Genomic DNA, 25,210 nt, shown 5'->3' on the forward strand with positions numbered 1-25,210 from the left:
TGGAACGAGCATGGCAAACAATTCAAAGAAGGCCAAGGATCCGACCGAAGTCGCTCTCTCCGCTATTCAGGAGGCCCTGAACGTCGACGGGTCGCGCGACCCCAATCTGCGCGCCGATAATGCAGCCGCCACCGGCCCCGCCGACCTCGACGAACCGCGCTTCGATTCCCGCGTCACCGGCGAACGGCCGGCCTTCGAATCTGTTGAGGAACCCCGCTTCGGCCGGCGCGCCGCCAATGACGATCGCGAGACCATCGGCCAGATCCTGCAGGCGCTGCAGAAGAACCGCCCTGCCCGCAACGTCTACACGCTCGCGACGCTGTTTGCCGGTGTCTGGGTGATCGCCGCCGCGTTCCTTGCATACGCCTTCCTGCCGTCGCTGCAGACCATGGCTGGTCAGGGTTCCGGCGGCACACTGGCGCTCGTCGGCCTCGCCGCAGCGCTGGTCGCCCCGATCCTCCTGTTCTATTTCCTCGCGGCGCTCGCATGGCGCGGTCAGGAAATGCGCATGATCGCCCAGTCGATGGCGCAGGTTGCGATCCGCTTCTCGGAGCCGGAAGGCAGCTCCAGCGATGCCATGGTCACGGTCGGCCAGGCGATCCGCCGAGAGGTCGCCGCCATGGGCGACGGCATCGAGCGCGCCATCGCACGCGCCGGCGAACTCGAAACGCTCGTCGCCAACGAAGTCTCGGCGCTGGAACGCGCCTATTCGGACAATGAAGTGCGCATCCGCGCGCTGCTGCAAGACATCGCGCATCAGCGCGACAACCTCGTCGGTCAGGCCGAGCAGGTCCGCTCGGCGATTTCCGGCGTTCAGATCGACCTCCGCCACGACATCGCACTGATCTCCGATGCGATCGCCTCGCGGGTCGACGATGTTGCCAAGAGCATCACCAGCGCGCTTGAAGAACGCGGCGAACACATCACGACCGCGCTCGGCCGCGCCGGCGACAACATGATCCTCGCCCTCGGCGAACGTGGCGGCGATCTGCTCGACCGCCTCGAGGAAGCCAGCGGCGAAACCACCCGCGCCGTGCTGGAAGCATCCGAACGCCTGACCACCAGCCTCAACTTCAAGACCGGCCACGTCCACGACGAGTTCGTCGATCTCGCCGATCGCGTCCACGAGATGCTGAACGAGCGCATCGACCGCATCACCAATGACTTCGAACAGCGCTCCGCCTCGATTGTCGACCGCGTGTCCGATCGCACCGAACAGGTCCATGACACGCTGAAGAACTCCAGCGACAGCCTGTTGCTCGAACTCGAACTGCGCAGCAATGATCTCTCCAGCCGCATCGACGATGCCGGCAACCGCCTCGCCACACAGGTTCTCACCTCCGGCGACAAGGCAAGCGAGTCGCTCGAAGCAACCGTCACCGCCCTCGTTGCCAAGGTGGCAAGCCAGACCGAGAGCGCGCATGACACGCTGAGCCTGCAGATGAGTGCCTTCGAGCAGCTCGTGAAGGATCAGGGCCTCGAGCTCGCCGAACGCTTCTCGCGCGACAGCGGCAATCTGGGCGCCATCATTACCAAGCACATTTCCGAATTCGACCGCACTGTGAAGACCTTCGGCGGCGAGGTGGTCGAACGTCTCGGCCAGCGCACGCAGGACATCAACGATACGCTGAAGACCTATGTCGACGGTTTCGACGCCCGCGTGACCTCAAATATCGGCGGCATCACCGACACGCTCGACGGCCGTCTCGCTCATTTCGAAACGACCTTCGAGAACCGCGTCAACAGCCTCGACGCATCGCTCGACAGCCGCATGCAGTCGTTCGACCAGACCGTGGACAACCGCCTCAAGGGCCTCGAAGAAACCTTTGATCAGCGCGCGCAGTCGGTCACTGCGATCGTCGAATCCCGCCTGCAATCGCTGCAGTCCACGCTCACCGACGGCGCCGAGCGCGCGGTCGATACGGTGGACGCTCGCTTGACCCATCTCACCACCTCGCTGACCGAAGGCACTACGCGCGCCGTGGCGACCATCGACACCCGCCTGACCCACCTCACCAATTCGCTCACCGAAGGTGCGGTGCAGGCGATCCATTCCATCGACGACCGCCTTTCGTTCCTCACGACCTCCCTCACCGAGGGGACGGTGCAGGCGATCGGTGCCATCGATCACCGCATCGCAGGAGTCACCGCGGCGATCGACGATCGCAGCAACAGCCTCGCCGACACCGTCACCGCGCGCTTCCAGAGCATTCATCAGGGTGTCGAGACTCGCGCAGGCGCCATTGCGACCGAAATCGAAAACCGCGTCGAACAGTTCGAAGAACTGCTCGGGTCGCGCATCGAGGCCGTCGCCGGCCGCATCGAAACCTCGGGCCGCATCGCGAGCGACCAGCTCATGGCGCGCGCCGAAGAGCTCTCGATCGGTATCAAGGGCCATGTGGACGATGCCGAGCGTGCACTGACCCATCTCATGGTCAACACCAGCGAGACGATCCAGGCCGGCGCCCGCGCCGCACAGGAATCGCTCGTCTCGGTCTCGACCGATGTCGGCGCGCAGCTGCGCCTGACCGCAAGCGATATCGAAAGCTCGCTCACCGCCATCGGTACCAACGCCGCCGGCACGATCGTATCGAGCGCCCGCGAGGCGCAGACGACGCTCATCACCGCGTCGAGCGAAGCCGCCGAGCAGGTCAAGACGCTGTCGGCCGATGTGGAGCGTACGCTCACCACTGCCGGCACGACCACGGCCGCGTCGATCCTGGCCGGCGCACGCGACGCACAGACCACTCTTGTCTCGACCTCGACCGAAGTCGCCACCCATATCCAGACGCTGTCGGCCGATATCGAGCGCACGCTCACCACCGCCGGCACTGCAACGGCCGACGCCGTGCTGTCGGGCGCCCGCGCCGCACAGTCCACGCTGGTCGCCGCCTCGACCGACGCAACGCAGCAGGTCCGCTCGCTGGCTGCCGATGTGGAGCGCACGCTGGTCGCCGCAGGCAATGCAAGCGCGGAATCCATCCTCGCCTCGACCCGCAACGTACAGTCCTCGCTCATCGAGGCTTCGTCCGAAGCCGCCAATCAGGTGCGCACGCTCGCCGCCGACATGGAGCGCAGCATCACTGCCGCCAGCAGCGCGACTGCCGACGCGATCGTCAGCCATGCCCGCGAGGCACAGTCGGCACTGATCACCGCTTCGACGGAAACCACCTCGACAGTCCGCAATCTCGCGACCGACGTGGAGCGCACGCTCACCGCCGTCGGTGCCGATGCGGCCGCTTCGATCCTGTCGAGCGCTCGCGAGGTGCAGACCTCGCTCACCACCTCGTCGGCCGATGCGGCATCGCAGATCAAGTCGATCTCGGCAGACATGGAGCGGTCGCTGGCGGCCGTCACCGCCAACACCACTGACAACATCAAGTCCACCGCCGTCGGCGCACAGCAGACCCTGATTGCGGCCTCGACCGAAGTGGTCACCCGCATCAAGGCCACCTCGTCAGAAATCGAGCGTTCGGTGTTCACGGCTTCAGGCTCGTTCGGCACCACCATGAGCGCGAAGACCGACGAGATCGTCGGCTATGTGCAGCAGCAGACAGAACGCCTCTCGCAGATGGTGGACGCGAAGCGCGGCTCGCTCGTCGATGCGCTCGGCTCGAAGGCCAACCAGCTCACGGTCGATATGGACCGCGTGACGGTGGATGCGCTGAAGGCCATCGAAAGCCGCAGTCAGACCTTCTCGCAAACGCTGGCCACCAGCGGTATCGACGTCGCCCGCGCCATCACCACCGCTGGCGAACTCGCGGCCGGCGCGGTCAACAAATCGCTCAAGGATCTCGAGACTTCGTCGCGCTCGGCCATCGAGCAGTCGCGCCAGGTGTCGATCACCGCGGTCACGGAGATGCAGGAAACCAGCAAGATCCTGCGCACCGACACCGTCGCGCTGTTCGAGCGTTTGCGTGAGGGCAACATCCTGCTGCAGGAAGTGCTCACCGGCGCCCACGACAACCTCAACTCGCTGGAGCGCGCGCTGGTCACCCGTGTGGCCGATTTCGTCGCCACCATGAATGACGTGACCTCGCGCAACGGCGTCGCCACTCAGACGCTGGAAGAGCAGCTCACCGTGTTCACCGCCAAATCAGAGAAGGCGCTGGAGGATCTCAATCAGCTCTCGACCCAGTTCGAGGCCCATGGTCATGCGCTGGTGGATGCCGCGGCCCTCGTCGAACAGAGCAACCGTTCGACGCTCACCTCGGTCGGTGACAGGAAGGCTGCACTGGAATCGCTGGTCACCACCATCGACAGCCGCACCAACGACCTCGACGCCCGCCTCAGCCGCTTCACGGGCTTGCTCGATGAGTCGCTGGCCGCTGCGGAAGAACGCGCGCGCGACATCGCCCGCGTCGTCGCCGAAACAGCCGGCGCCGGATCGTCCGCGATCAGCAAGCAGTTCGAGGCCGTACGCAGCGCGGCGGAGGACGAGCGCCGCGCCACCACCGAAGCCATGGCCGAGATCTATCAGCAAGGCACTCGCGAGGCGGAAGCCATGTTCAAGGCCTCGGCGGACAAGTTCGCATCGATGGTCGTGAGCATGAAGGCGATGGCCGCCGAAATGCAGAACGAGCTCGAAAGCACCCGCACGGAACTCCGTCGCGGCGTGTTCGAGATGCCGCAGGAGGCTGCCGAGAGCACCGCGCAGATGCGCAAGGTAATCGTCGATCAGATCGAGGCATTGGCGGAACTCAACCGCATCGTCGCCCGCCACGGCCGCGGCATGGACGTCGTCTCAGCCGCCGCCCGCAGCGCGCCACAGCGCGAACCGGAGCCTGTCATGGCGACCGTCGGTTCGAGCCGTGCCGAAGCGCGGGCCGAGGCTCCACGTGCGGAAGCATCGCGCCGCTCATCGCCGATCGGTACCGCATCCAGCCTGCCCTCGGCAGACTTCGGCGGCTCGTCGCGCCGTACCGAGGCGCCATCGGTTGCTCCCGCCAACCAGGGCAGCGGCGATGGCTGGTTGACTGACCTGCTCGGTCGTGCCGATGACGAGGAAGAAGCAGCGCCGCGTGCCCGCGCGCCGCAGCAGCCGGCTGCGTCCAGTAATCCGCTGGAATCGCTGTCGCTCGACATCAGCCGCCTGATGGACCGCAACCTCGCAGCCGAAATGTGGGATCGCTATCAGCGCGGCGAGCGCAAGGCCTTCAGCAAGCGCCTCTACACCCCGGCCGGCCAGAAGGCGTTCGATGAAGTCGCTCGCAAGTATCGTGCCGACCGCGTCTTCAAGGGCACGGTTGAACGCTACATCACCGAGTTCGAGCGCCTGCTCGACGAGGTGGCTCGCGACGAACGTGGTCCGGCAGCACTGCGCGCGCACCTGACCTCGGAAACCGGTCTGGTCTACACGCTGCTGGCGCATGCGGCGGGACGGTTGGGGTAAAGAGCCCAGCGGAAGTTGAAAAACGAAAGCGGAGGCAGCGATGCCTCCGCTTTTTTATTGCATTGAATGATGCGCCTAACTGCTCCGCGGTGGTCGCCCGGCTTGATCGGGCGATCCAGTCGACACCGGCATCTGTGATGAGGCGCTTCGCCCGCGTGTACTGGATCACCCGCTTTTGCGGGTGATGACAGACGTAACCGTGATGGCGACGTTACTGAACGAACCCGATCCGCTGCGTGAAATTGCGCGTCTCACCCGCAACGATATGCATCACGCCCGGCTTGTCGCCGAACTCGCCGTCGAAACCCGCCGGGCTCGCATAGCCATGCCATGGCTCGATGCAGAGAAATGCGGCGCCGGACGGCTTGGACCAGAGGCCGAGCTGCGGGAAGCCATCCCAGGCGAAAGTAATCGTCGGCGCCCCCGGCGCCCGATAGCGCAAAGACCGACTCGCGATCCGGTCGAAGATCATCGCATCCTTCGCGAACAAGGCTTCTGACAGCGCAAGCGTATCGCCTTGCACCGCCGTCGCCTCGGCCTCCGGCAGCAGCAACCCGCCATCGAGCCGACGGATCGGTGCCGGCTCGGGGTTTGCGAACGCAACGCTGTGCGCGTTCTTCGCGACACCGTCCGCGAGCGGCCAATGAAACGCCGGATGCGCACCAATCGAGGTCGGCAGCGTTTCGTCGCCCGTATTGGTGATGGCATAGCCGATCACCAATTCATCGCCCTCGACGACATAGGAGACGTCCAGCCGGAACGCGAATGGATATTTCGCCCGGCTTTCGGCATTGTCTGATAGCGACAACACACACAACGTCTTCTCACGCGCGATCCAGGCAAAGCGCTGGTCACGTGCGAAGCCATGCTGCGTCATCGGATAGGCTTGGCCGCGATGCCTGAGCACATCGCCTTTCAGCCGCCCGACGATCGGAAACAGGATCGGCGCATGACGGGGCCATTCCGGGCCGGCCTGCCATAGCACTTCCCGCCCGTCCGCATTTTTCAGCGAACACAACTCAGCGCCATCCGCCTTGATGGTCGCCATCACCCGGCCGTTGCTGATGGTGAAATGATCGTCGGACATCGGCACCTCTCAAGAGCATCACCCGGCGAAGCGCAGCGAAATCCGGGAACCGGCGTTTCAACGATCTCGACATTCCCGCATGATGCTGCGCTTCATGCGGGCTGCGAACTAGCGGCGACGCTGCTGCAGCGGTGGTTGCTGCTGCGGAGGCGGTGCCTGCTGGGTGCTCGAGCTCGGACCGAATAGCAGGCGCGTCGGGTTGCGGTCCAGATTGTTCACCGCACGGCTGATATCGCCCAGCGTCCGGCTGGCATCGCCGAGGGTGCGGCGACCATCGATGATGAGCTGCCCGGAACGTTTGTCCAGATTCTCCGTCAGCTCATGGAACGACTTGACGGCCGCCGTCAGCGCGCCACCGTCCTTGCCACCGGCCAGCGTGTCGAGACCGAGCATGATGTTGTCGGTCTTGGCAACGACGCCGTCGGCCTTGCCCATGATGCTGTCGATCTTCTTCATGATGCCGTCGATGGATTCGGCATTGCGGGCGAGCACACCGGTGAAGGCCTCGACATTGCTGATGGCGCCCTTGAGCGCCTCCTGATTGTCATTGACCAGTCGGTTGACGTTCTGCAGCGTGGCGCGCACGGCCTCGCCGATATCCCTGGTGGCATCGGGATCGGCGGTGAGCACCGGCACGCCATCTGTATCGATCGGCACGTCCGGCGCATCGGGGGCGCCGCCCTTCAACGAAATCGCGGCCACCCCGGTCAGACCCTGGAATTCGAGGCCGGCCAGCGTATCCTTGCGGATCGGCGCCACGGTGTCGATCATCGCCAGCGCCACCACACGACGCGGATTGTCGAGCTTCACCGAGACCACTTCACCGACGCGGATGCCGTTGAAGTTGACATTGCCGCCATTGCGCAGGCCCGAGGCCGAGCCCTCGAACACGATGCGCAACGGCGTGCGCTGCTTGCCCGAGTTCAGATTCTGCGACCACATCACAAAACCGATGACAGCGGCGATCACCGCCAGCGTGAAAGTTCCGATCAGGACGTAATTCGCCCGCGTTTCCATCGTTCAGACTCCACTCACCCCGGTCACGGCGCGTGCGCGCTTGCCGTGGAAATATTCACGTAGCCAGGGATGCGTCGCGGCCTGCATGTCGGCCATCGTTCCCTGGGCGATGATCTTGCCGCCACCCAGCACGGCAATGCGGTCACAGGCGGTGTGCAGGCTGTCGAGATCGTGAGTGACCATGAAGACCGTCAGCCCGAGCGTCCGCTGCAGCGTGCGAACCAGCTCGTCGAAATCGCCGGCACCGATCGGATCGAGGCCCGAGGTCGGCTCGTCGAGAAATACGATCTCCGGATCGAGTGCGAGCGCACGCGCCAGTGCCACACGCTTGATCATGCCGCCGGAGAGCTCCGACGGATAGCGCTCGACCACCTCCGGCTTCAGGCCGACCATGGCGATCTTCGCCATCGTGATCTCGTCGAGCAGGCGCTGCGAGACTTTCAGATATTCGCGCACCGGAAACTGGATGTTCTGCCGCACATTCAGCGACGAGAACAGCGCACCATGCTGAAACAGGATGCCCCAGCGGCGCTCGATGTTGCGGCGCTCCTTTTCGCTGCTGTCGAGATCGGTGCCGAATACCTTGATCTTGCCGGACACTTTTGGCACGAGACCGATGATCGTGCGCATCAGCACCGACTTGCCGGCGCCGGATGCACCGACGAAGCCCAGGATTTCCCCGCGTGCAACGTCGAGATTGAGGCCATCCAGCACCTTGCGACTGCCGAAGGCGACGGTGAGGTCGCGGACGCGGATGATGGCGTCGCTCATGGCCGGTGCGATGTAAGCGTCTTCCGAAGTCATGTCAGATCCCGAGCGCGGCAAAGAAGATGGCGAACACACCGTCCATCACGATCACAAAGAAGATTCCCTTCACCACGGACGCCGTGGTGTGCTGGCCGAGCGATTCCGCACTCCCCTTCACAGCCAGACCTTCGACGCAGGCGACGATGCCGATCATCAGCGCCATGACAGGTGCCTTCACCATGCCGACGATGAAATGGTTGATGGAGATCTCGCGCAGGCGTGACAGGAACGAGGTCGGATCGACACCGCCATAGAGCCAGGCGACCAGCCCGCCGCCATAAAGGGCAGCCATGGCGCCGATGAATGCGAGGATCGGCATCGCCAGCGCGAGGGCCATCATGCGCGGCAGGATCAGCACTTCGACAGGATCGAAGCCCATGGTGCGCAAGGCATCGATTTCCTCGCGCATCTTCATGGAGCCAAGCTCGGCCGTATAGGCGCTGCCGGAACGGCCGGCGACCATGATCGCGACCAGCAACACGCCAAGTTCGCGCAGCACCAGGATTCCCAACATATCGACGACGATGACATCGGCGCCGAAGCGGCGGAAATGGAAGATGCCCTGCTGGGCGACGATGCAACCGATCAGGAAGGTGATCAGGACGATAATCGGCACCGCATTCCAGCACACCTGCTGCATATGATGCACCATCGAGGTCAGCCGGAACCGCGACGGATGCAGCCAGACCCTGAACCAGGCCGCGATCACCGCGCCGATCATGTCCACCAGTGAGAGCAGCGTCTCGCCGATGCCGTAGACATTCCGGCCGATACCGTCGAGTGCGACGATAATGCCGTTTGACCCGCGTCCGGTCGCCGGCTGCGGCTTTACCTTGCGAACTTCGTCCACGAGGCTCGCATAGTTATCGGAAAGACCCGCGATCTTGATGTCCTGGCCGCCCGCCGCTAGCGCGCGTCGCAGCCGCTCGATCAGCCAAGCTCCGAACGTATCGAGTTTGGAGACGTCGGACACATCGATGGAAATATTCGCCCGGGTACGGGCCAGCTTTTCGGCATCGGCAACGAGTTTTTCCAGCGCGGATGCGGATGTGGCCGTCCACGCGCCGGCCGCGCAAAGCGCAAGCTGATCGCCCTTGTCGATCTTTTCGAGTGTAGGGCCGCTCACAGCGGGCCTTCAGGAGGGTTCAACCGAGACATGAACAAAGTATTAACACGCCATCATAGGGATTTGAGAAACTCAATCGAACCAACACGATGCTATGGTTAACAAGATGTTAGCGGTGCCCCGAGACCTCTTCTCAAGCACCGCAATACGTCGCAAACAAGTTCACTCCGGTCACTTAAACTTATAGAGACCTGATCGAATTCACGCCTTGATTCAACCCGAAGGATGCCTGCTTGCCCGCTGCAGCCCCTGCCCCAGCGACATTGACCGCCCGCATCGAGACCTGGCCGATTGCGGGCAGCTTCACCATCAGCCGTGGCGCCAAGACCGAGGCGGTCGTGGTGGTGGCCGAGATCGTGCGCGGCGGCCATACGGGCCGCGGCGAATGCGTACCCTATGCACGATATGGCGAGACGCCGCAGGCGACGCTGGCGGCGATTCAGGCCATGGCCGGCGCATTTGCCGCAGGGCTCGACCGTGACGCTTTGCAGGCCGCCATGCCGCACGGAGCCGCACGCAACGCAGTGGATTGCGCGCTGCTCGATCTCGAGGCCAAGGAGAGCGGGCAGCGCATCTGGAAACTGCTGCAACGGCCGGCGCCCCTGCCCTGCATCACGGCCTATACGATCTCGCTGGGCACGCCAGAGGCCATGGCCGCGGCGACTGCGAAGGCTGCACATCGGCCGTTGCTGAAGATCAAACTCGGCAGCGACGACGACATCACACGCATCAACGCCGTGCGCAGCGCAGCGCCGAAAGCCAGGCTCATCGTCGATGCCAACGAGGGGTGGACGACGAACAACCTTCTCGCCAACCTCGATGCATGCTACCGCGCCGGCGTAGCACTGATCGAGCAGCCCCTTCCCGCCGACAATGACGAGGCGCTGCTGCATGTGCGGCGGTCTGTCCCGGTCTGCGCGGACGAAAGCGTGCACGATCTCGCCTCTCTGCCAGCGCTTGCCGGCCGCTACGACGCGCTGAACATCAAGCTCGACAAGGCCGGCGGCGTCACCGAGGCGCTGAAGATGGCAGACGCCGCACACACCATGGACCTCGACATCATGGTCGGCTGCATGGTCGCGACCTCGCTGGCCATGGCTCCGGCGATGTTGATTGCACGAGAGGCGGCGTTTGTGGACCTGGATGGTCCGCTGCTGCTGGCGAAAGACCGCGACGGCGGGCTGCGCTACGAGGACAGCACGGTGTATCCGCCGGATACCGATTTATGGGGCTGATCGCAGGCGGATGAACGAAGCGTATCCGCCGCGGAGTTTCCATTTTGAACTCGGCCGGCGGATTACGCCTTCGGCTCATCCGCCCTACGGCTCGGGACTAAACCTCCTCGTTCAATCGCTGCTCCACACGTTTGCGCCCCAGCCAGATCACGCAAGCGCCAGCCAGACCCAGCCCCGCCATCACGTAATACACCCCCTCGCCATAGCGGGCGTAGATCGCGCCGGACAACAACGCCATGGCGCTGGTCACGAGGCCCGTGCAGGCAGTGACATAACCTTGCGCCCGCGCCATCACCTGCTGGGGGACGTGATGCAGCAGCAGCCCCATCATGCCAAGCTGCGTGAAGCCGAAGGTCGCTCCATGCAGGAACTGCACGACGACGAGAACGGGCAGCGGCAGCGTCTGCGCCGTTAGCGTCCAGCGCAGCAGCGCGGCAAGGCCGCCGAGGATCACCATCGTCGCCGGCGTGAGCGTCAACCGCGGCGACAAAGCGAACAGCACGATCTCGGCCAGCACGCCGAGCGTCCATAAGCCGGCGATGGTGAGACCGTCGAGACCCATCCCCTGCCAGGTGATCGACGCGAATGTGTAGTAGCCGGCATGACTGCCCTGGATCAGCCCTGCAGAGGCCGCGATAACGAGAAAACCGGGATCGCGCAGCAGCCTGCCCGCACCGGAATGTGAGTTACCCTCGCCGACCGGGGCGCCAAGCGGTTGCAGGCCGACACTGGCCAGCGCCGATAACGCCGTCGCCGCGACGATCACCCAGATGAGATGCACTTCGCTGATCCAACCAACCACCAGCCCACAGATCAGGGCGCCGGCCACATAGGCGGCGGAGCCCCACAGTCGCAGCGGCCCGTAGTCGAAACCGAAGCGCACCACGCCTTTCAGCGCATAGCCATCGGTGAGCGCGGTGAGCGGTGTCCACACCACCGCCGTCACCGCGAAGGCCATCAGCAACGCCAACGGCGCATGCAGGGTGGCCACGACGACAAAGCCGGCCATGGTCAGGAAGGAACATACGATCATGGCCCGACGCAGCGCATGGCGGCGCTCGGCAACAGCTGCAATGAGCGGCAACGTGGTGAACCGCGTCAACGCCGGAGCGGCGATGATGGCGCCGATCCAGGCTGGATCGATCCCGATCGCCTTGAGCCAGACCGGGAAAAACGGCTGATAAAAGCCGCTCAAGCCAAACACCGTACCGTAGAACAAGGCCAGCCGCCGCGCGAACTTGCGGGCCACGTGCGGGGCGATACAGAGGCCGGTTTCAGGTATCATTGGACGGGTTGCGATTCGTGCGGGATCGTTGCCATGCTGACATAGCGCGCCTTCCCGCGCGCCGCGAGTTGACCTGATGGCCGAAGAAGCATTTGCCCTGTCGCCGATCAACGCCCGTCCGAACGTTCCGGGCGAGGCCGATTACGAGGCGATCCGCGAGGCTTTCATGGAGACCGCACGCGGCCGGTGGTTTCTCGCCGAATACACCAAGCGCAACCGCAATGCCGATACCAATTTGCTGCTCGAAGCCGTATCACGGCTGGAAACCGGTCTCGCCGCCCAAAAGCAGCAGCCGCAGGGGCTGAGCCTCATCGCGGCGCTCGGTGCGATCCGCTCCGCGATACGCCAGGCCAAGGCCACCGCCATCGAGGTGCTGCCGCGCAGCGACGATGGAGACGTGCAGACGACCGCGCGCAATGGCGCCCGTATCATTCGCGAGATCGCCATGACGATGCGTGAATGCGGAGCCGATGTCCGCATCTGCGATCTGCTGGATACCCAGGTCAGAGCCATCGAGGCCGGCCACGACGCGCTGCAAGCGAACGGTCGCCACGCCGTGCTGGCAAGCTATGACGTCCTGATGGAGCGCATCGAGGCGCTTGCCGACGGCCCCCTCATGCCGGCTGCAAAGACCGCCGAGGCTCCGGTTGCAGAGCAGCCCCCCGAGCCGCGCGAAGCCTCGGTGACACCGCTGTTCAAGGCGCCCGCAGGCGAGCCATTCGCCGAAACATCGGTTGAGAAGCCTGCATGCGCATCGCCCCCGGTCGAAGAACCGCGCGTCGAGACAGCGGAAGCGCAGATCCGTGGCCCGACGGAAGGAGCTGACGAAGCAACGGTTATGGCGGATATGGGCTTCGAGGCCGGGGAAGCCGAAGACCTTGCCGTACTCGATGCAGTCGCCATGGAAATGGGAGCCATCGATCTCGACGACAGCGACGAGCTGTTCGCGCCGATGTCAGGAACGACGCCGATCGAGACGGTTGATGGCACACCGGGCGAGCCGGTTTATCAGGCTTCAGAACAGCCGCCCGTCACGGGCGAGCAGACACTGGCTGAGATCACTGCCGCCGCCTTGGTGCCAGAGCCGGCGCCGGCCACCCCGATTGCGCAGACTCCCGCGCCCTCACTCGGTGCGGCGCTAATCGCCAATGGCGTCATTGCCCGGCCGGCGAACCCCGCTTCCGATCCGCTGGCACCATTTCGCCGGATGACCCAGGCCGAGAAAATCGCGTTCTTCTCGTAAGGCGTGATCATCTTTAGCCGTAGGGCGGATTAGGCGAAGCCGTAATCCGCCGGCCGGCTCTGTGTTGCGAAGAACGGCGGATTACGCTTCGCCAATCCGCCCTACGGCAACGGCGTCTCTCAAGCACCAATTGCCTTGGCATACAGCTCGGCATCGACATTGCCGCCGGAGAGCACGATCACCACCGTCTTCCCGCGCGCGTCGATCTTGCCTTTCAGCAGCGCCGCCAGCGCTACGGCGCCACCGGGCTCAACCACCAGCTTCAATTCGTTGAACGCGAAGGCCATTGCTTCCATCACTTCCTGATCGGTGGCGCTGACGGCGCCGGCGAGCAGGTGCCTGTTGACGGCAAAGGTGATGTCGCCGGGCTGCTGCGCCATCAGGGCGTCGCAGATGGTGCGGCCACTATTGCCATGGGCAACGGGCTTGCCCGCTTTGAGCGAGAGTTCGTGGTCGTGATATCCAGCGGGCTCGGCGACAAGGATCGCTGCGCCGGCAAACCGCGCCTTCACGGCGACCGCGATGCCGCCGATCAAGCCGCCGCCGGAGGCCTGCGCCGAAACAATATCCGGCATCACAGCAAGCGCCGCCAGATCCTCGGCGATCTCGCGGCCCACAGTGCCCTGCCCGGCCATCACAAATACATCGTCATAGGGCGGCACCACGGTGGCACCGCTGTCGCCGGAGATTTTTCGCGCAATGGCTTCGCGATCCTCCTTGTCGCGATCATAGAGGACGACCTCTGCACCGTAGCCGCGTGTGCGCGCCACCTTCATCACCGGGGCGTCGGACGGCATCACAATGGTCGCCTTCATGCCGAGAATCTGCGCCGCGGCGGCCACCCCCTGGGCATGATTGCCGGACGAGAAGGCGACGACGCCCTTGCCGCGCTCGTCCTGCGGGATTGACGACAGCTTGTTGAACGCACCGCGGAATTTGAACGAGCCGGTCCGCTGCAGCACTTCCGGTTTGACGAAGATGCGCCCGCCCGTCAGCGCATCGAGCGCGGGTGACGGCAGCAACGGCGTGCGCACTGCATAGGGCGCAATGACCCGGGCGGCGGCATCGATATCGGCGGCGGAGATTGGGAGAGCTGTGTTTGTCATACCCGCATGCTAGGCGCGCGAGGCATTGCCGACAAGGGCAAGCGACGCTCAGGCGACGACGGGCGGACTTCCCGTTACGGGCTTGACCTTAAGATGCAGCTCGGCACGCGCCTGGGTGATATTGCCGACAAAAGCGCGCGCCGAGGCTTCCCAAGTATGGTCAGCAGCGAAATCGAGACATGCCTGCCGCTCAATCCGCAGCGCCTGCACACAGGCTGCCTGCAAGTCGTCCGAAAGCACGCCCACGGGCGCCGAGCCGATCACATCCTTGGGTCCCGTCACCGGCAGGGCCGCCACCGGCACGCCGCTGGCAAGCGCTTCCAGCAACACAAGACCGTAAGTATCGGTCTTGCTCGGGAATACGAACACATCGGCACCGGAATAGACCCGCGCCAGTTGTTCCCCTTGCAGGGCACCGAGAAACACCGCGTTCGGATATTTCGTCTGCAGTTCCCCGCGCGCCGGACCGTCGCCGACGACGACCTTGGTGCCCGGTAGATCGAGCGACAGGAAAGCGTCGAGGTTCTTTTCGACGGCGACGCGCCCGACCGAGAGGAATACCGGCTTCTCATAACCGAGATCGGCATCGCGCGGACGGAACAGATGACCATCGACGCCACGCGGCCACAGCACGACATTCTTGAAACCGCGCTCGCGCAGTTCATCGGCCAGTGCCGGTGTTGCCGCCATCACCGCAGAACTGGCGCCATGAAACCAGCGCAGGCCGGCCCAGACCCACGCCTCGGGAATCGGGAAGCGCGCGGAGACATATTCCGGAAAACGCGTGTGGAAGCTCGTGGTGAAAGGAATGCTGCGACGGCGGCAATAAGAACGCGCAGCAAAGCCGATCGGCCCTTCCGTGGCAATATGGATATTGTCCGGTTTTGCTGCTTCGATCATCTGCGCAATGCGACGGCGACGCGGAATGGCGACACGAAGATCGCGATAGCTGGGCAGACCGAAGGTGCGAAACGTCTCTGGCGTGAGAAAGCTTACCTCAACGCCGAATGTCTTGGCGGCCTCGGCCATCATGGTCAGCGTGCGCACGACTCCGTTGACTTGCGGATGCCAGGCGTCGGTCGCGACCAGGATGCGCATCAAGCGGCCTTTGCAGGAGCGAGCGTTCGCACCGGTTCGTCTTTCTTGGCGACATCGGTCCAGGTGAGGATCTCGAAACGTCCGTCCTCATGCTCGACCAACGCCGTGCAGCTCTCGACCCAGTCGCCGCAGTTCATATAGCGGATGCCATGCTCGTCGCGAATGGTGGCGTAGTGGATGTGACCGCAGATCACGCCGTCGGCACCGTGGCGGCGCGCTTCGCCGGCCAGCGTCTCCTCGAAGGCGCCGATATAGTTCACCGCGTTCTTCACCTTCATCTTGGCCCATTTCGACAGCGACCAGTAGGGGAAGCCGAACAGGCGGCGGAACATATTGACCAGGCGGTTCATTTGGATCGCGAAGTCGTAGGCCTTGTCGCCGAGATGAGCGAGCCACCGAGCGTTCTGCACCACGAGATCGAAGATGTCGCCATGGATGACAAGATATTTCTTGCCGTCCACGCCCTCATGCATCGCCGTCTCGACGACTTCGATGCCGCCAAAATGCGTGCCGTAATAGTTACGCAGGAACTCGTCATGATTGCCGGGAATGTAGACGACCTTGGCGCCCTTGCGGACCTTGCGCAGCATCTTCTGAACGAAGTCGTTATGCGACTGGGGCCAGTGCCAGCCCGATTTCAGCGCCCAGCCATCCACGATGTCGCCGACCAGATAGATCGTATCGGCATCGTGAACGCGGAGGAAATCCAGCAGCTTTTCAGCCTGCGAGCCCCGCGCGCCGAGATGAACGTCGGAGATGAACAAGGTGCGAAAGCGGTGTTCGTTGCCTTCACTCATCGCGTATCTTTCCATGTCAGGCGGCTAGCAAAGTTGCATGACCGAACGATGACGTCAGGCCGCCAGCGCCGGAGCGGTTCTCTCAAATGTCACAAGCGTATAGATGCCGAACGGCCGCAGCTTGCGGCGCTCGACGAGAATGCTGTCGGCATTCGCCTGCGACCACGCCTGCAGCCGCGCAAACGGGAACTCCGGGCGCAGGCCGAGCGAGCGGGTCTTCTCCGCCGCCCAGCGCTCCAGCGCCGCGGCCCAGCCGGTTTCTGAATACAGATGATTGACGAGGATGATGCGCCCGCCCGGCTTCACCACGCGGTGGCATTCGGATAGCACCTGTTCGGGATTCTCCACGAGCGTGATAACAAATTGCGCCACAACGCAGTCGAACGTGGCGTCCGCGAAATCCATCGCATGGGCGTCCATCTGGCGCACGTCCTTGACCCACGGAAACCGCCCGGAGGCCATCTTGGCGCGAGCTTTAGCGAGCATCGGCTCGGACAGATCGATCCCGGTAACTTCAGTGCTCCGGTCGTAATCCTCGAACGAGAGTCCGGTACCAACGCCGACTTCAAGCACCTTGCCGCCGACGGCGCGCGCGGCTTCTGCGGCGGCGCGTCTCCCCTTGAGCATCACCGGCCCGCAGACGGCATCGTAGATCGGGGCCCAGCGGGCATAGGCCGTTTCAACAATGGATTTTTCCAGATCCAGCGTCGTCATCGATGGTTCCGTCCAGCGTGTCCAATGGAATCGGACAACTCATGTGCTGTTCGGCTGATATCAAGGCGGGATGACAGATCGACGACAGAGTGTCGCAGCAGCTGTGGGAACTATACTCCGTCCTCATCCTCAGGAGTCGCGTAGCGGCGTCTCGAAGGATGGCGGCAAAGCCGGAGCCTAACCAACTCATGGTTCGAGACGTGCGCAAGTGCGCGCTCCTCACCATAAGGGCGGTGGAGTAGCGTTTCAGTAGTACTTGTGGAAATGGTGCACCGGTCCATGTCCGTGGCCGACAGTGAATTTGTCGGCCGCGGCGATCGCGGCGGTGACATAGGCCTTGGCGGATCGTACCGCGGTTTCCATGTCCTCGCCCTTGGCCAGGCTCGCCGCGATGGCCGATGACAGCGTACAGCCCGTGCCGTGCGTGTTCTTGGTGACGACGCGACGCGCCGGCAGTGCCGCCGTCCCCTTGCCGGTGACGAAGAAATCCGTGCTTTCCGGTCCGTCACCGTGCCCGCCCTTGATCAGCACGGCCTTGCAGCCAAGCTCAAGCAACCGCTTGCCCTGCGCCTCTATCTCGGCCTCGCTCTTCGCCGTCGGCTCATCGAGCAATGCGGCAGCTTCGGGCAGATTTGGCGTGATGATATCGGCGCAGGGGATCAACACCTTGCGCAGCGCATCGATGGCATCGGGCACCAGCAGGCGATCGCCTGAGGTCGCCACCATCACCGGATCCAGCACCACATGTTTTGGCTTCCATTTCACGAGGCTAGCGGCGATCGCCTTGATGACGTCGCGCTGTGCCACCATGCCGATCTTCACCGCGCCCACCGCCAGATCGACGAACACCGCGTCGATCTGGTCGCTGACAAATGCCGCCGGCACCTGATGGATGCCGGTCACGCCTTTTGTGTTCTGCGAGGTCAGCGCCGAGATGGCCGAGGCGCCATAAACGCCGAGCGCGGCGAACGTCTTCAAATCTGCCTGGATTCCCGCTCCGCCCGAGGAATCGGAGCCGGCAATGGTCAGGGCAACGGGCGTTGGCATCGAAAAACTCACGTCAAATCAAGCGGGAAGCAGCTTCACAGTGGTACTCCACCGCCGCCGGGCCGGCAACCGCATGGCCTGGGCCGCTTTGGCCCCCTACGAAATGCTCGATGCGCCAAACTGTCCTGCGCCCGTGCATGGCGAAGCGGCGTGCAATGCGATACGGTCGCCAAAAATCAGGAGGAGACAAAAATGACCAATCATTTCAACCGCCGCCATTTCCTGGCCGCCGGCTCAGCCGCCGTCGCGATGCCGTTTCTGGCGCGAAACGCCTCCGCCCAGGCAGCCTGGCCCTCGAAGCAGATTCGCATGGTCTGCAGCTATCCTGCGGGCGGGCAGACTGACCTGCTGGCACGCTCGTTCGGCGAGTTTATCGGCAAACAGATCGGCCAGACCGTGGTGGTCGAAAACAAGGCCGGCGCCTCCGGCGCCATTGGCACCGCGGAAGTTGCTCGCGCCGAGCCCGATGGCCACACCATCCTGTGCTCGATCTCCACGACCTATGTGATGAACCGGGTGATGCTGAAGACTCCCGGCTATGACATGGACAAGGACTTGTCACTGGTCAGCGTCGTTCCTGGCGCTGGACTTTTGCTGGTCGCTAATCCTGCGTCGGGCGTGAAGTCTTTGGAAGATTTCGTCGCTTTCTCAAAGAAGAAAGACAAGGTCAATTTCGGTACCTATAGCGTCGGCTCGGCTCCGCATTTCACGATCAATGAGCTCAACAAGCAATACGGTCTCAAGATCGAACCGATCCATTATCGCGGCGAGGCGCCGATGTGGACGGGTCTTGCAGATGGCTCGCTGGACTTCGCCATGGGCAGCTACACCGCTGCGCAATCCGTCCTGCAAAGCAATCGCGGCGTGGTGTTTGCCGTGCATTCGAAGAAGGTCGATGCGATTCCCGAGGTGAAGACGCTGCCCGAGCAGGGCGCGACGTCCAAATTCTTCACGGTGAGCGGCTTCTCCGGCTGGGCTGTGCCCAAGGCGACACCGCAGCCGATCGTCGACAAGCTGGCTGCGCTGTTCGTGCAGGCCAACAGCGATTCGAAGATCAAGGAGGTCCTCAAGACCGTCGCTCTGGAGCCGGCGCTCGGTTTCAAGGAAACCAATGCGCTGTATCAGAAGGAACTGCCGGTCTGGCTCGAGGCGGCGCAGGCGCTGGGCTTGCAGCCCGCCTGAGCCCACCTTGGCTCGCCACCCTCATGGTGAGGGACGGCCGCAGGCCGCGCTTCGAACCATGAGATGGTGCGGCGTAGAACCACTGTCGAGACGCGGCCCGATGGCCGCTCTCAGGATGAGGGCAGAATTCATCGACTGCCCTCTGGTGGCGCCGGGTCCCGATGGCCTTGCCACGCTGGCTGTTTTGGGCTTGATGATCGCCAAACGCCCGTATTCGGAGAATCCCGATGATCCCCTTCTTTGTCCAGATCAAGTGCAAGCTTGGCCAGTCCTATATCGTGGCCAATGCGCTGGCGGAGGCCGAGATCGCCTCGGAGATCTATTCCACCGCCGGCCATTACGACCTGCTGGTGAAGTTCTATGTCGATAAGGACACCGATATCGGCCACTTCGTGAACGAGAAGGTTCAGGTGCTGCCGGGCATCCAGGACACCCACACGATCATTACGTTCAAGGCGTTTTGATCTCCCCTCTCCCCGCGTCTTGCCCAGGGAGGTTGGGAGCTAAACCGCCATCTTGCGATGCCGCACGGGAGCTGCCGGGCTCAGGCTTTCCGCCGCATCGATGATCGAATTCACATCGATGCCGTGATGGCGATAGAGATCGCCGATCGTACCGGTCTGGCCGAAATGCTCGACGCCGAGCGTCTCCAGCCGATGACCGTACACCGCGCCGATCCACCCCAGCGTTGCCGGATGACCGTCGAGCACCGTGACGATGCCGCAATCGCGCGGCAGCGGCGCCAGCAGCTTCTCGATATGGCTCTGCTGCGGCGTGCGCTGCTCGCGACGGATACGGCGAGCCACAGTCCAGCCCGCATGGAGACGATCCGCTGAAGTGATCGCAAGCAGCCCGACATCGCGATGGCTTTCGCCAAGCAGGCCCGTCGCCTCGATCGCTTCAGGCGCCAGCACACCCGTATAGGCGATTACTAGATCGCAATTATCTCCGGGCTTACGCAGCCAATAGGCGCCGTCTGCGATATGCTGCTGCAGTTCCGGCGTCATGATGCGCTTCGGCTGCGCGACGGTTCGCGTCGAGAGCCGCAGATAAACCGAACCGCCCTCGCCCGCCTCGCGCTGCATGTGGGCGAAGCCCCAGCGCATGATCACTGCGAGTTCATCGACAAAGGCCGGTTCATACGATGCAAGCCCATCCTGCGCCATGCCGATCAGCGGCGTTGCGATTGACTGATGCGCCCCGCCTTCCGGCGCCAGCGTGATTCCCGACGGCGTTGCCGCCACCATGAAACGCGCATCCTGATAGCAGGCATAGTTCAGCGCATCGAGCCCACGCTCGATGAACGGATCGTAGAGCGTCGCAATCGGCAGCAAACGCGCGCCATTGATCGCATGCGACAGGCCGAGCGCCGACATCATAATGAAGAGATTCATCTCGGCGATCCCCAGCTCCATATGCTGGCCCTTCGGCGAATAGTCCCACGCAAATGTCGACGGGATCTTCTCCTGCCTGAACAGATCGGCGTTCTCTGCCTTGGCGAACAGGCCCCGACGATTGACCCAGGCGCCAAGATTGGTCGAGACGGTGACATCAGGCGAAGCCGTGACGATGCGTGACGCCAGCTCGGTCTCGCTGCGCGCGAGTTCGTTGAGGATCAAGCCAAAGCCCTGCTGCGTGGACATCTCCGCGGCAGGCTTGAATTGCAACGTATCAGGCACGTCGATAGTCGGCGCGTCGAGCCGGCGGCGGCCCTGCTGCACGAACGGCACCTGCTTCAGGAACGCTTCCAGCGTCGCGGCATCCTGCGTCAGGCCTTCGAACTTGTCCCACTCGTGTCCGGGCCGGATGTTCTGGCTCGCGCGCCATTTCTCCATCTGCGCCGGCGTCATCAGGCCGGCGTGATTGTCCTTGTGCCCCTGGAATGGCAGGCCGACGCCCTTGATTGTATAGGCGATGAAACAGACCGGACGATCGTGATCAATCTTCTCGAAGGCGTCGAGCATGCTGCCCATGTCGTGGCCGCCGAGATTGGACATCAGCGCCAGCAATTCATCGTCACTGCGCCGGTCGATCAACGCGGTGACATCGCCCTGATCGCCGATTTCGTCATGCAGGCGCTTGCGGAACGCAGCGCCGCCCTGGAAGCAGAGCGCCGCATAGCGCTGGTTCGGGCAGTTGTCGATCCAGGTCTTCAGTGCAGCGCCACCGGGCTCGGCAAACGCGGCATCCATCAGCCGGCCGTATTTGACGATGACCACGTCCCAACCGAAATTGCGGAACATGGCTTCGAACTTCTCCCAGAGCCCCTCGCGCACGACGGCATCGAGGCTCTGGCGATTGTAGTCGATGATCCACCAGCAATTGCGCAGACCATGCTTCCAGCCTTCGACCAGCGCCTCGAAGATGTTGCCCTCGTCCATCTCGGCATCGCCGACCAGCGCGATCATGCGGCCCTCACGGCGGTCCTTCATCAGACCGTGGGCGGAAACGTAATCCTGCACCAGCGACGAGAACAGCGTCTGCGCGACACCGAGACCGACCGAACCGGTGGAGAAATCGACGTCATCGACATCCTTGGTGCGCGACGGGTAGCTTTGCGCGCCTTTGAAGCCTCGAAAATTCTCCAGTTTCTCCCGCGTCTGATGACCGAGCAGATATTGAATGGCATGGAAGATCGGCGACGCATGCGGCTTCACCGCAACGCGATCTTCCGGCTTCAGCACCGCAAAATACAGCGCCGACATGATGGTCGCGAGTGACGCGCTTGAAGCTTGATGGCCGCCGACCTTGAGGCCATCGGCATTGGCACGGATGTGATTGGCGTTGTGGATCGTCCATGAGGAGAGCCAGAGCGCCTTCTTTGCCAGCGCCGTCAGCGTCTGCAGGCGGCCGTCATCGATCGACATGGTACCTCCCGAATAGCCAGCTGAATCCAGCTGTGAATTGAGCAGCATTCTAGCAGCGGCGATTTTGGGATTTTCTCAATTTATGGCGACAGAAGACCTCGCATTGGGATAGATGGATTGTTTGAGTATCCATTTTATGGATTTTTCCCAATGCAAGAACTGGACGCGATCGACCGCAGAATACTCGCCGCCCTGCAGGCGGACAGCCGCTGCACCATGCAGGAACTCGCGGAAAAAGTCGGCCTCTCGATCTCGCCGTGTCACCGCCGGGTCAAGCTGCTCGAACAGCGCGGCGTGATTTCCGGCTACATGGCTCTGGTGGATCAGAAAGCTGTCGGCCTGCCCGTCAGCGTGTTTATCTCGATCAAGCTGGTCAGACAGAAGGAAGAGGACCTCAACCGTTTCGCCAAGGCGATAGCGAAATGGGACGAGGTACTGGAATGCTATCTGATGACCGGCAACCGTGATTACCTGCTTCGCGTGGTCGCGGCCGATCTCGCTTCCTATGAAGCATTCCTGAAGAACAAGCTGACGAGACTCGACGGCATCGCGTCGATCGAGTCGAGCTTTGCGCTCAGCCAGGTGAAATATTCGATCGCATTGCCCGTATAGATCGCCGCGCGGAATCTGCTGGCAACGAGGTAATCCGGGGTCACGAGAAGACGGCGGCTAACTCGCCCGTTTCACCTCGATCGCCCGACCTTTTCCAGTGGCCACGACCTTACGGTAGTGATCGATGGGATATGGCCGGCCGATAAGATACCCCTGTATCTCCGCACACCCTTCGGCGGCGAGGAATGCCTGTTGCGCCGGCGTCTCGACGCCTTCGGCGATCACAGGCAATTTCAGCGAACGGCCGAGGCCAATGATCGCATGCACGATCGCAGCCGATTGCGGGTTGGTCTCCAGCTGCATCACAAAGGTCTGGTCGATTTTGATCTTATCGAACGGGAAGGCCTGCAGATAACTGAGACTCGAATAGCCGGTGCCGAAGTCGTCCATGGCGACACGGACGCCGAGCGCCTTGATGTCACGCAGGATCGCAATGGCGCCGGCGAAATCGTCGATCAGAACGCCCTCGGTGATCTCGATCTCGACGCGCTGTGGCGCAAGTCCCGTCTCCTTCAGAACCGCAGCGAGCATGTCCGGCACATCGATTGTGCGGAAATCGACCGGCGACAGATTGATGGCAATGGAAAGCGGGTTGCGCCAGGTCGCCGCCTCGCGGCACGCTGCGCGCAGCACCCAGGCATCGATGGCGCCGATCAAGCCGGTTTCTTCCGCGAGCGGAATGAAGACGGCAGGCGAGACGATGCCGCGGTCCGGATGTCGCCAGCGCAACAACACCTCGAAGGCGACGATGGTGCCGTCAGCAGAAGCCTGCGGCTGGAAATAAAGCTCAAACTGCTCGTTCTCGATGGCCACCACGAGGTCGCGTTGTAGCAAACGTTTCTCACGGATCTGCTGATCCATCTCCGCTTCGAAGAAACGGATAGTGCCGCGCTCCTCGGCCTTCGCACGATCAAGCGCGAGATCGGCATGGGCGATCAGGCTCTCGGTATCGTTGCCATCCTGCGGATAGACGGAGATGCCGACACTGCAGCGGACGCGAACACTTTGCCGGTCAATCTGCAAGATGTTGTCGAGCACCGCCGACAGGCGCGCACAGAGATCGTCCACCGCCTGCGGTTCGGCGCCGAGATGCGCGACAATGGAAAAGATATCGCCGCTTGGCCGTGCGAGGAACGCGCCATTGCTCGCCACGGTCAGGCGCTTGGCGACCTCGGACAGCACAGCGTCGCCCGTGGCCTGGCCGAACACTTCGTTGATCTCGCGAAAGCGGTCGATGTCGATGCGCGCCACTGCGAACGAACCATGCCCTGCAGATGCCTCGCTGAATACCCGCTCGAGATATTCGTTGAAGGCGACGCGGTTAGGCAGATCCGTAATCGGATCGTGGCGCGCGAGATGCACCATGCGCGCTTCGCTCAGCTTGCGGTCGGTGATGTCGGCGTGGATCACAACCCAGCCGCCGCTGTCCATCGGACGATAGCGCACATGGATGGTACGTCCATCAGGCAGTTCGGCGGTCTGGCTCAGAGGTTTACGATCGGCGATCGCCGCTTCGATCTGTGCATCGTAACACTCCTGGTCGACGAACAACATGCCAACCTCGCCGCGCAATGCCATGACCTGCGCCATGGTGGCTCCCAGCACCATCTTTTCGGGCGGAATACGATACATGCGGATATAGCTGTCGTTCCACAACTCGATTCCGCCCTGCGCATCATACATGCACAAGCCCTGCCCCATATTGTTGAGCGCGGCGTCAAGCTGCATGTTGCGCTGGCGCATGCTGCGCCGGCTGCGCTGGTCGGACACGGCGACAACGAGCCCCGCGATGACCACAGTCACCGTGAATGCGGCGATCGCGAGCGACAAATCGATAGGTGACAACAGGCTCTCACTGCCGTTGATGACCCCTTTGTAAGTGAGCTTGATCGCCCCCATGGCGACGAAGTGATGTACGCAGATCGCCAGCGTCAGCAGCAATGCCGCACCAAGCAGCTTGACCGGCCTGTCGGCCTCCCGCGCCACCAGCATCGCAGAAGCGCCGAGAACCATGCCACCAACAATGGAGGCAGTGATGAGGTCCGGCATCCATTCGATGATGGCGGGAATACGCAGCGACGCCATCCCCATATAATGCATGCAGGCGATGCCGAGTCCGATCACCGCGCCGCCCATCAATGCGTTCTGCCTGTTGCGGTGAAACAGCGCGATCGCGAAACCCGCGGTCGTCATCACTGCGGCAGCAACGAGCGAACAAGCTGTGATGGTCGGGTCGTAGTGGAGTTCGAAGCCAGGCGTGTAAGCGAGCATTGCAATGAAATGCGTCGCCCACGTGCCGAAGCCGGTGACCACGCCGGCCGTGATCAGCCAGGCCAATCGTGCGTCAGGCGGCGCCGTGCGTGCACGCGTGAAAAGATTGACGGCCGCAAGGCTGGTGAGAAAGCACACTGCCGCCGCCAGCAAAATCTGCCGCCAGTCATGCTGCGTCTCGATGCAGTTCCAAACTCTCAGCATAAGGATACCAACGATTTTGAAGGCTATTTGATCTTAGCTCCTTTCGCGTTCGTGTTGCTTAAAACACGCGGTAAACGTGCGCGGAACGCGCTTTATTCTTAAGCTGCAATGAACGGAATG

At 62.9% G+C, this 25,210-nt stretch carries 18 protein-coding genes; 6 read left to right on the forward strand and 12 right to left on the reverse strand.

Going from position 1 to position 25,210, the window contains the following annotated elements; genetic code table 11:
- The first annotated feature begins 10 nt into the window (after positions 1–10).
- Entirely contained in the window at positions 11–5,392 is a 5,382-nt protein-coding gene (locus E0H22_RS18750) for an apolipoprotein A1/A4/E family protein (protein ID WP_233022505.1), read from the forward strand.
- Positions 5,393–5,603: 211 nt separating this feature from the next.
- On the opposite strand, the gene E0H22_RS18755 is transcribed toward E0H22_RS18750, so the two are convergent.
- The 4 genes from E0H22_RS18755 to E0H22_RS18770 form a co-directional block, all read right to left on the reverse strand.
- Positions 5,604–6,479 (reverse strand): aldose 1-epimerase family protein, encoded by an 876-nt coding sequence (locus E0H22_RS18755; protein ID WP_233022506.1) that lies wholly within the window; start codon positions 6,477–6,479, stop codon positions 5,604–5,606.
- 108 nt (positions 6,480–6,587) lie between these two features.
- On the reverse strand, positions 6,588–7,496 hold the full coding sequence (locus E0H22_RS18760; RefSeq protein WP_233022507.1) for an MlaD family protein: 909 nt from the start codon (positions 7,494–7,496) through the stop codon (positions 6,588–6,590).
- A gap of 3 nt (positions 7,497–7,499) precedes the next feature.
- Entirely contained in the window at positions 7,500–8,300 is an 801-nt protein-coding gene (locus E0H22_RS18765; protein WP_233022508.1) for an ABC transporter ATP-binding protein, read from the reverse strand.
- Between the two features lies 1 nt (position 8,301).
- On the reverse strand, positions 8,302–9,429 hold the full coding sequence (locus tag E0H22_RS18770; RefSeq protein ID WP_233022509.1) for an ABC transporter permease: 1,128 nt from the start codon (positions 9,427–9,429) through the stop codon (positions 8,302–8,304).
- Between the two features lie 233 nt (positions 9,430–9,662).
- Between E0H22_RS18770 and dgcA the strand changes: the two genes are divergently transcribed.
- Complete coding sequence (gene dgcA, locus E0H22_RS18775; protein ID WP_233022510.1) at positions 9,663–10,664, forward strand: N-acetyl-D-Glu racemase DgcA; 1,002 nt, start codon at positions 9,663–9,665, stop codon at positions 10,662–10,664.
- A gap of 97 nt (positions 10,665–10,761) precedes the next feature.
- On the opposite strand, the gene E0H22_RS18780 is transcribed toward dgcA, so the two are convergent.
- Complete coding sequence (locus E0H22_RS18780) at positions 10,762–11,949, reverse strand: MFS transporter (RefSeq protein ID WP_233022511.1); 1,188 nt, start codon at positions 11,947–11,949, stop codon at positions 10,762–10,764.
- 76 nt (positions 11,950–12,025) lie between these two features.
- Here E0H22_RS18780 and E0H22_RS18785 point away from each other — a divergent pair, with 76 nt between their 5' ends.
- Positions 12,026–13,192, forward strand: coding sequence for a hypothetical protein (locus E0H22_RS18785; RefSeq protein ID WP_233022512.1), 1,167 nt, complete (start codon positions 12,026–12,028; stop codon positions 13,190–13,192).
- 119 nt (positions 13,193–13,311) lie between these two features.
- Here the strand turns inward: E0H22_RS18785 and E0H22_RS18790 are convergent, their stop codons facing one another.
- The 5 genes from E0H22_RS18790 to thiD form a co-directional block, all read right to left on the reverse strand.
- Positions 13,312–14,298, reverse strand: a complete 987-nt coding sequence (locus tag E0H22_RS18790) for a threonine ammonia-lyase (protein ID WP_233022513.1) — start codon at positions 14,296–14,298, stop codon at positions 13,312–13,314.
- A gap of 48 nt (positions 14,299–14,346) precedes the next feature.
- Positions 14,347–15,396, reverse strand: coding sequence for a glycosyltransferase family 4 protein (locus tag E0H22_RS18795; RefSeq protein WP_233022514.1), 1,050 nt, complete (start codon positions 15,394–15,396; stop codon positions 14,347–14,349).
- Positions 15,396–16,208, reverse strand: a complete 813-nt coding sequence (locus tag E0H22_RS18800) for a UDP-2,3-diacylglucosamine diphosphatase (RefSeq protein WP_430715168.1) — start codon at positions 16,206–16,208, stop codon at positions 15,396–15,398. The genes E0H22_RS18795 and E0H22_RS18800 overlap by 1 nt, the downstream gene beginning before the upstream one ends.
- A gap of 39 nt (positions 16,209–16,247) precedes the next feature.
- A complete protein-coding gene (locus E0H22_RS18805; RefSeq protein WP_233022516.1) occupies positions 16,248–16,907 on the reverse strand; it encodes a class I SAM-dependent methyltransferase in 660 nt (219 codons plus the stop codon).
- A 246-nt stretch (positions 16,908–17,153) separates the two neighbouring features.
- Positions 17,154–17,954, reverse strand: a complete 801-nt coding sequence (thiD, locus tag E0H22_RS18810) for a bifunctional hydroxymethylpyrimidine kinase/phosphomethylpyrimidine kinase (protein WP_233022517.1) — start codon at positions 17,952–17,954, stop codon at positions 17,154–17,156.
- A 192-nt stretch (positions 17,955–18,146) separates the two neighbouring features.
- On the opposite strand from thiD, the gene E0H22_RS18815 reads away from it, so the two are divergent.
- The gene (locus tag E0H22_RS18815; protein WP_233022518.1) at positions 18,147–19,136 is read left to right on the forward strand and encodes a Bug family tripartite tricarboxylate transporter substrate binding protein; all 990 of its coding nucleotides are present in this window, start codon (positions 18,147–18,149) and stop codon (positions 19,134–19,136) included.
- 227 nt (positions 19,137–19,363) lie between these two features.
- Entirely contained in the window at positions 19,364–19,600 is a 237-nt protein-coding gene (locus tag E0H22_RS18820; RefSeq protein WP_233022519.1) for an Lrp/AsnC ligand binding domain-containing protein, read from the forward strand.
- Between the two features lie 39 nt (positions 19,601–19,639).
- Here E0H22_RS18820 and E0H22_RS18825 read toward each other — a convergent pair whose 3' ends face one another.
- A complete protein-coding gene (locus E0H22_RS18825) occupies positions 19,640–22,003 on the reverse strand; it encodes a transketolase (protein ID WP_233022520.1) in 2,364 nt (787 codons plus the stop codon).
- A 150-nt stretch (positions 22,004–22,153) separates the two neighbouring features.
- Here E0H22_RS18825 and E0H22_RS18830 point away from each other — a divergent pair, with 150 nt between their 5' ends.
- The gene (locus tag E0H22_RS18830) at positions 22,154–22,615 is read left to right on the forward strand and encodes an Lrp/AsnC family transcriptional regulator (protein ID WP_233022521.1); all 462 of its coding nucleotides are present in this window, start codon (positions 22,154–22,156) and stop codon (positions 22,613–22,615) included.
- Between the two features lie 57 nt (positions 22,616–22,672).
- On the opposite strand, the gene E0H22_RS18835 is transcribed toward E0H22_RS18830, so the two are convergent.
- Complete coding sequence (locus tag E0H22_RS18835) at positions 22,673–25,090, reverse strand: bifunctional diguanylate cyclase/phosphodiesterase (protein ID WP_233022522.1); 2,418 nt, start codon at positions 25,088–25,090, stop codon at positions 22,673–22,675.
- Positions 25,091–25,210 lie beyond the last annotated feature (120 nt).

It is taken from the genome of Rhodopseudomonas boonkerdii (assembly GCF_021184025.1).
In the GTDB taxonomy this organism is placed as follows: Bacteria; Pseudomonadota; Alphaproteobacteria; order Rhizobiales; family Xanthobacteraceae; genus Tardiphaga; species Tardiphaga boonkerdii.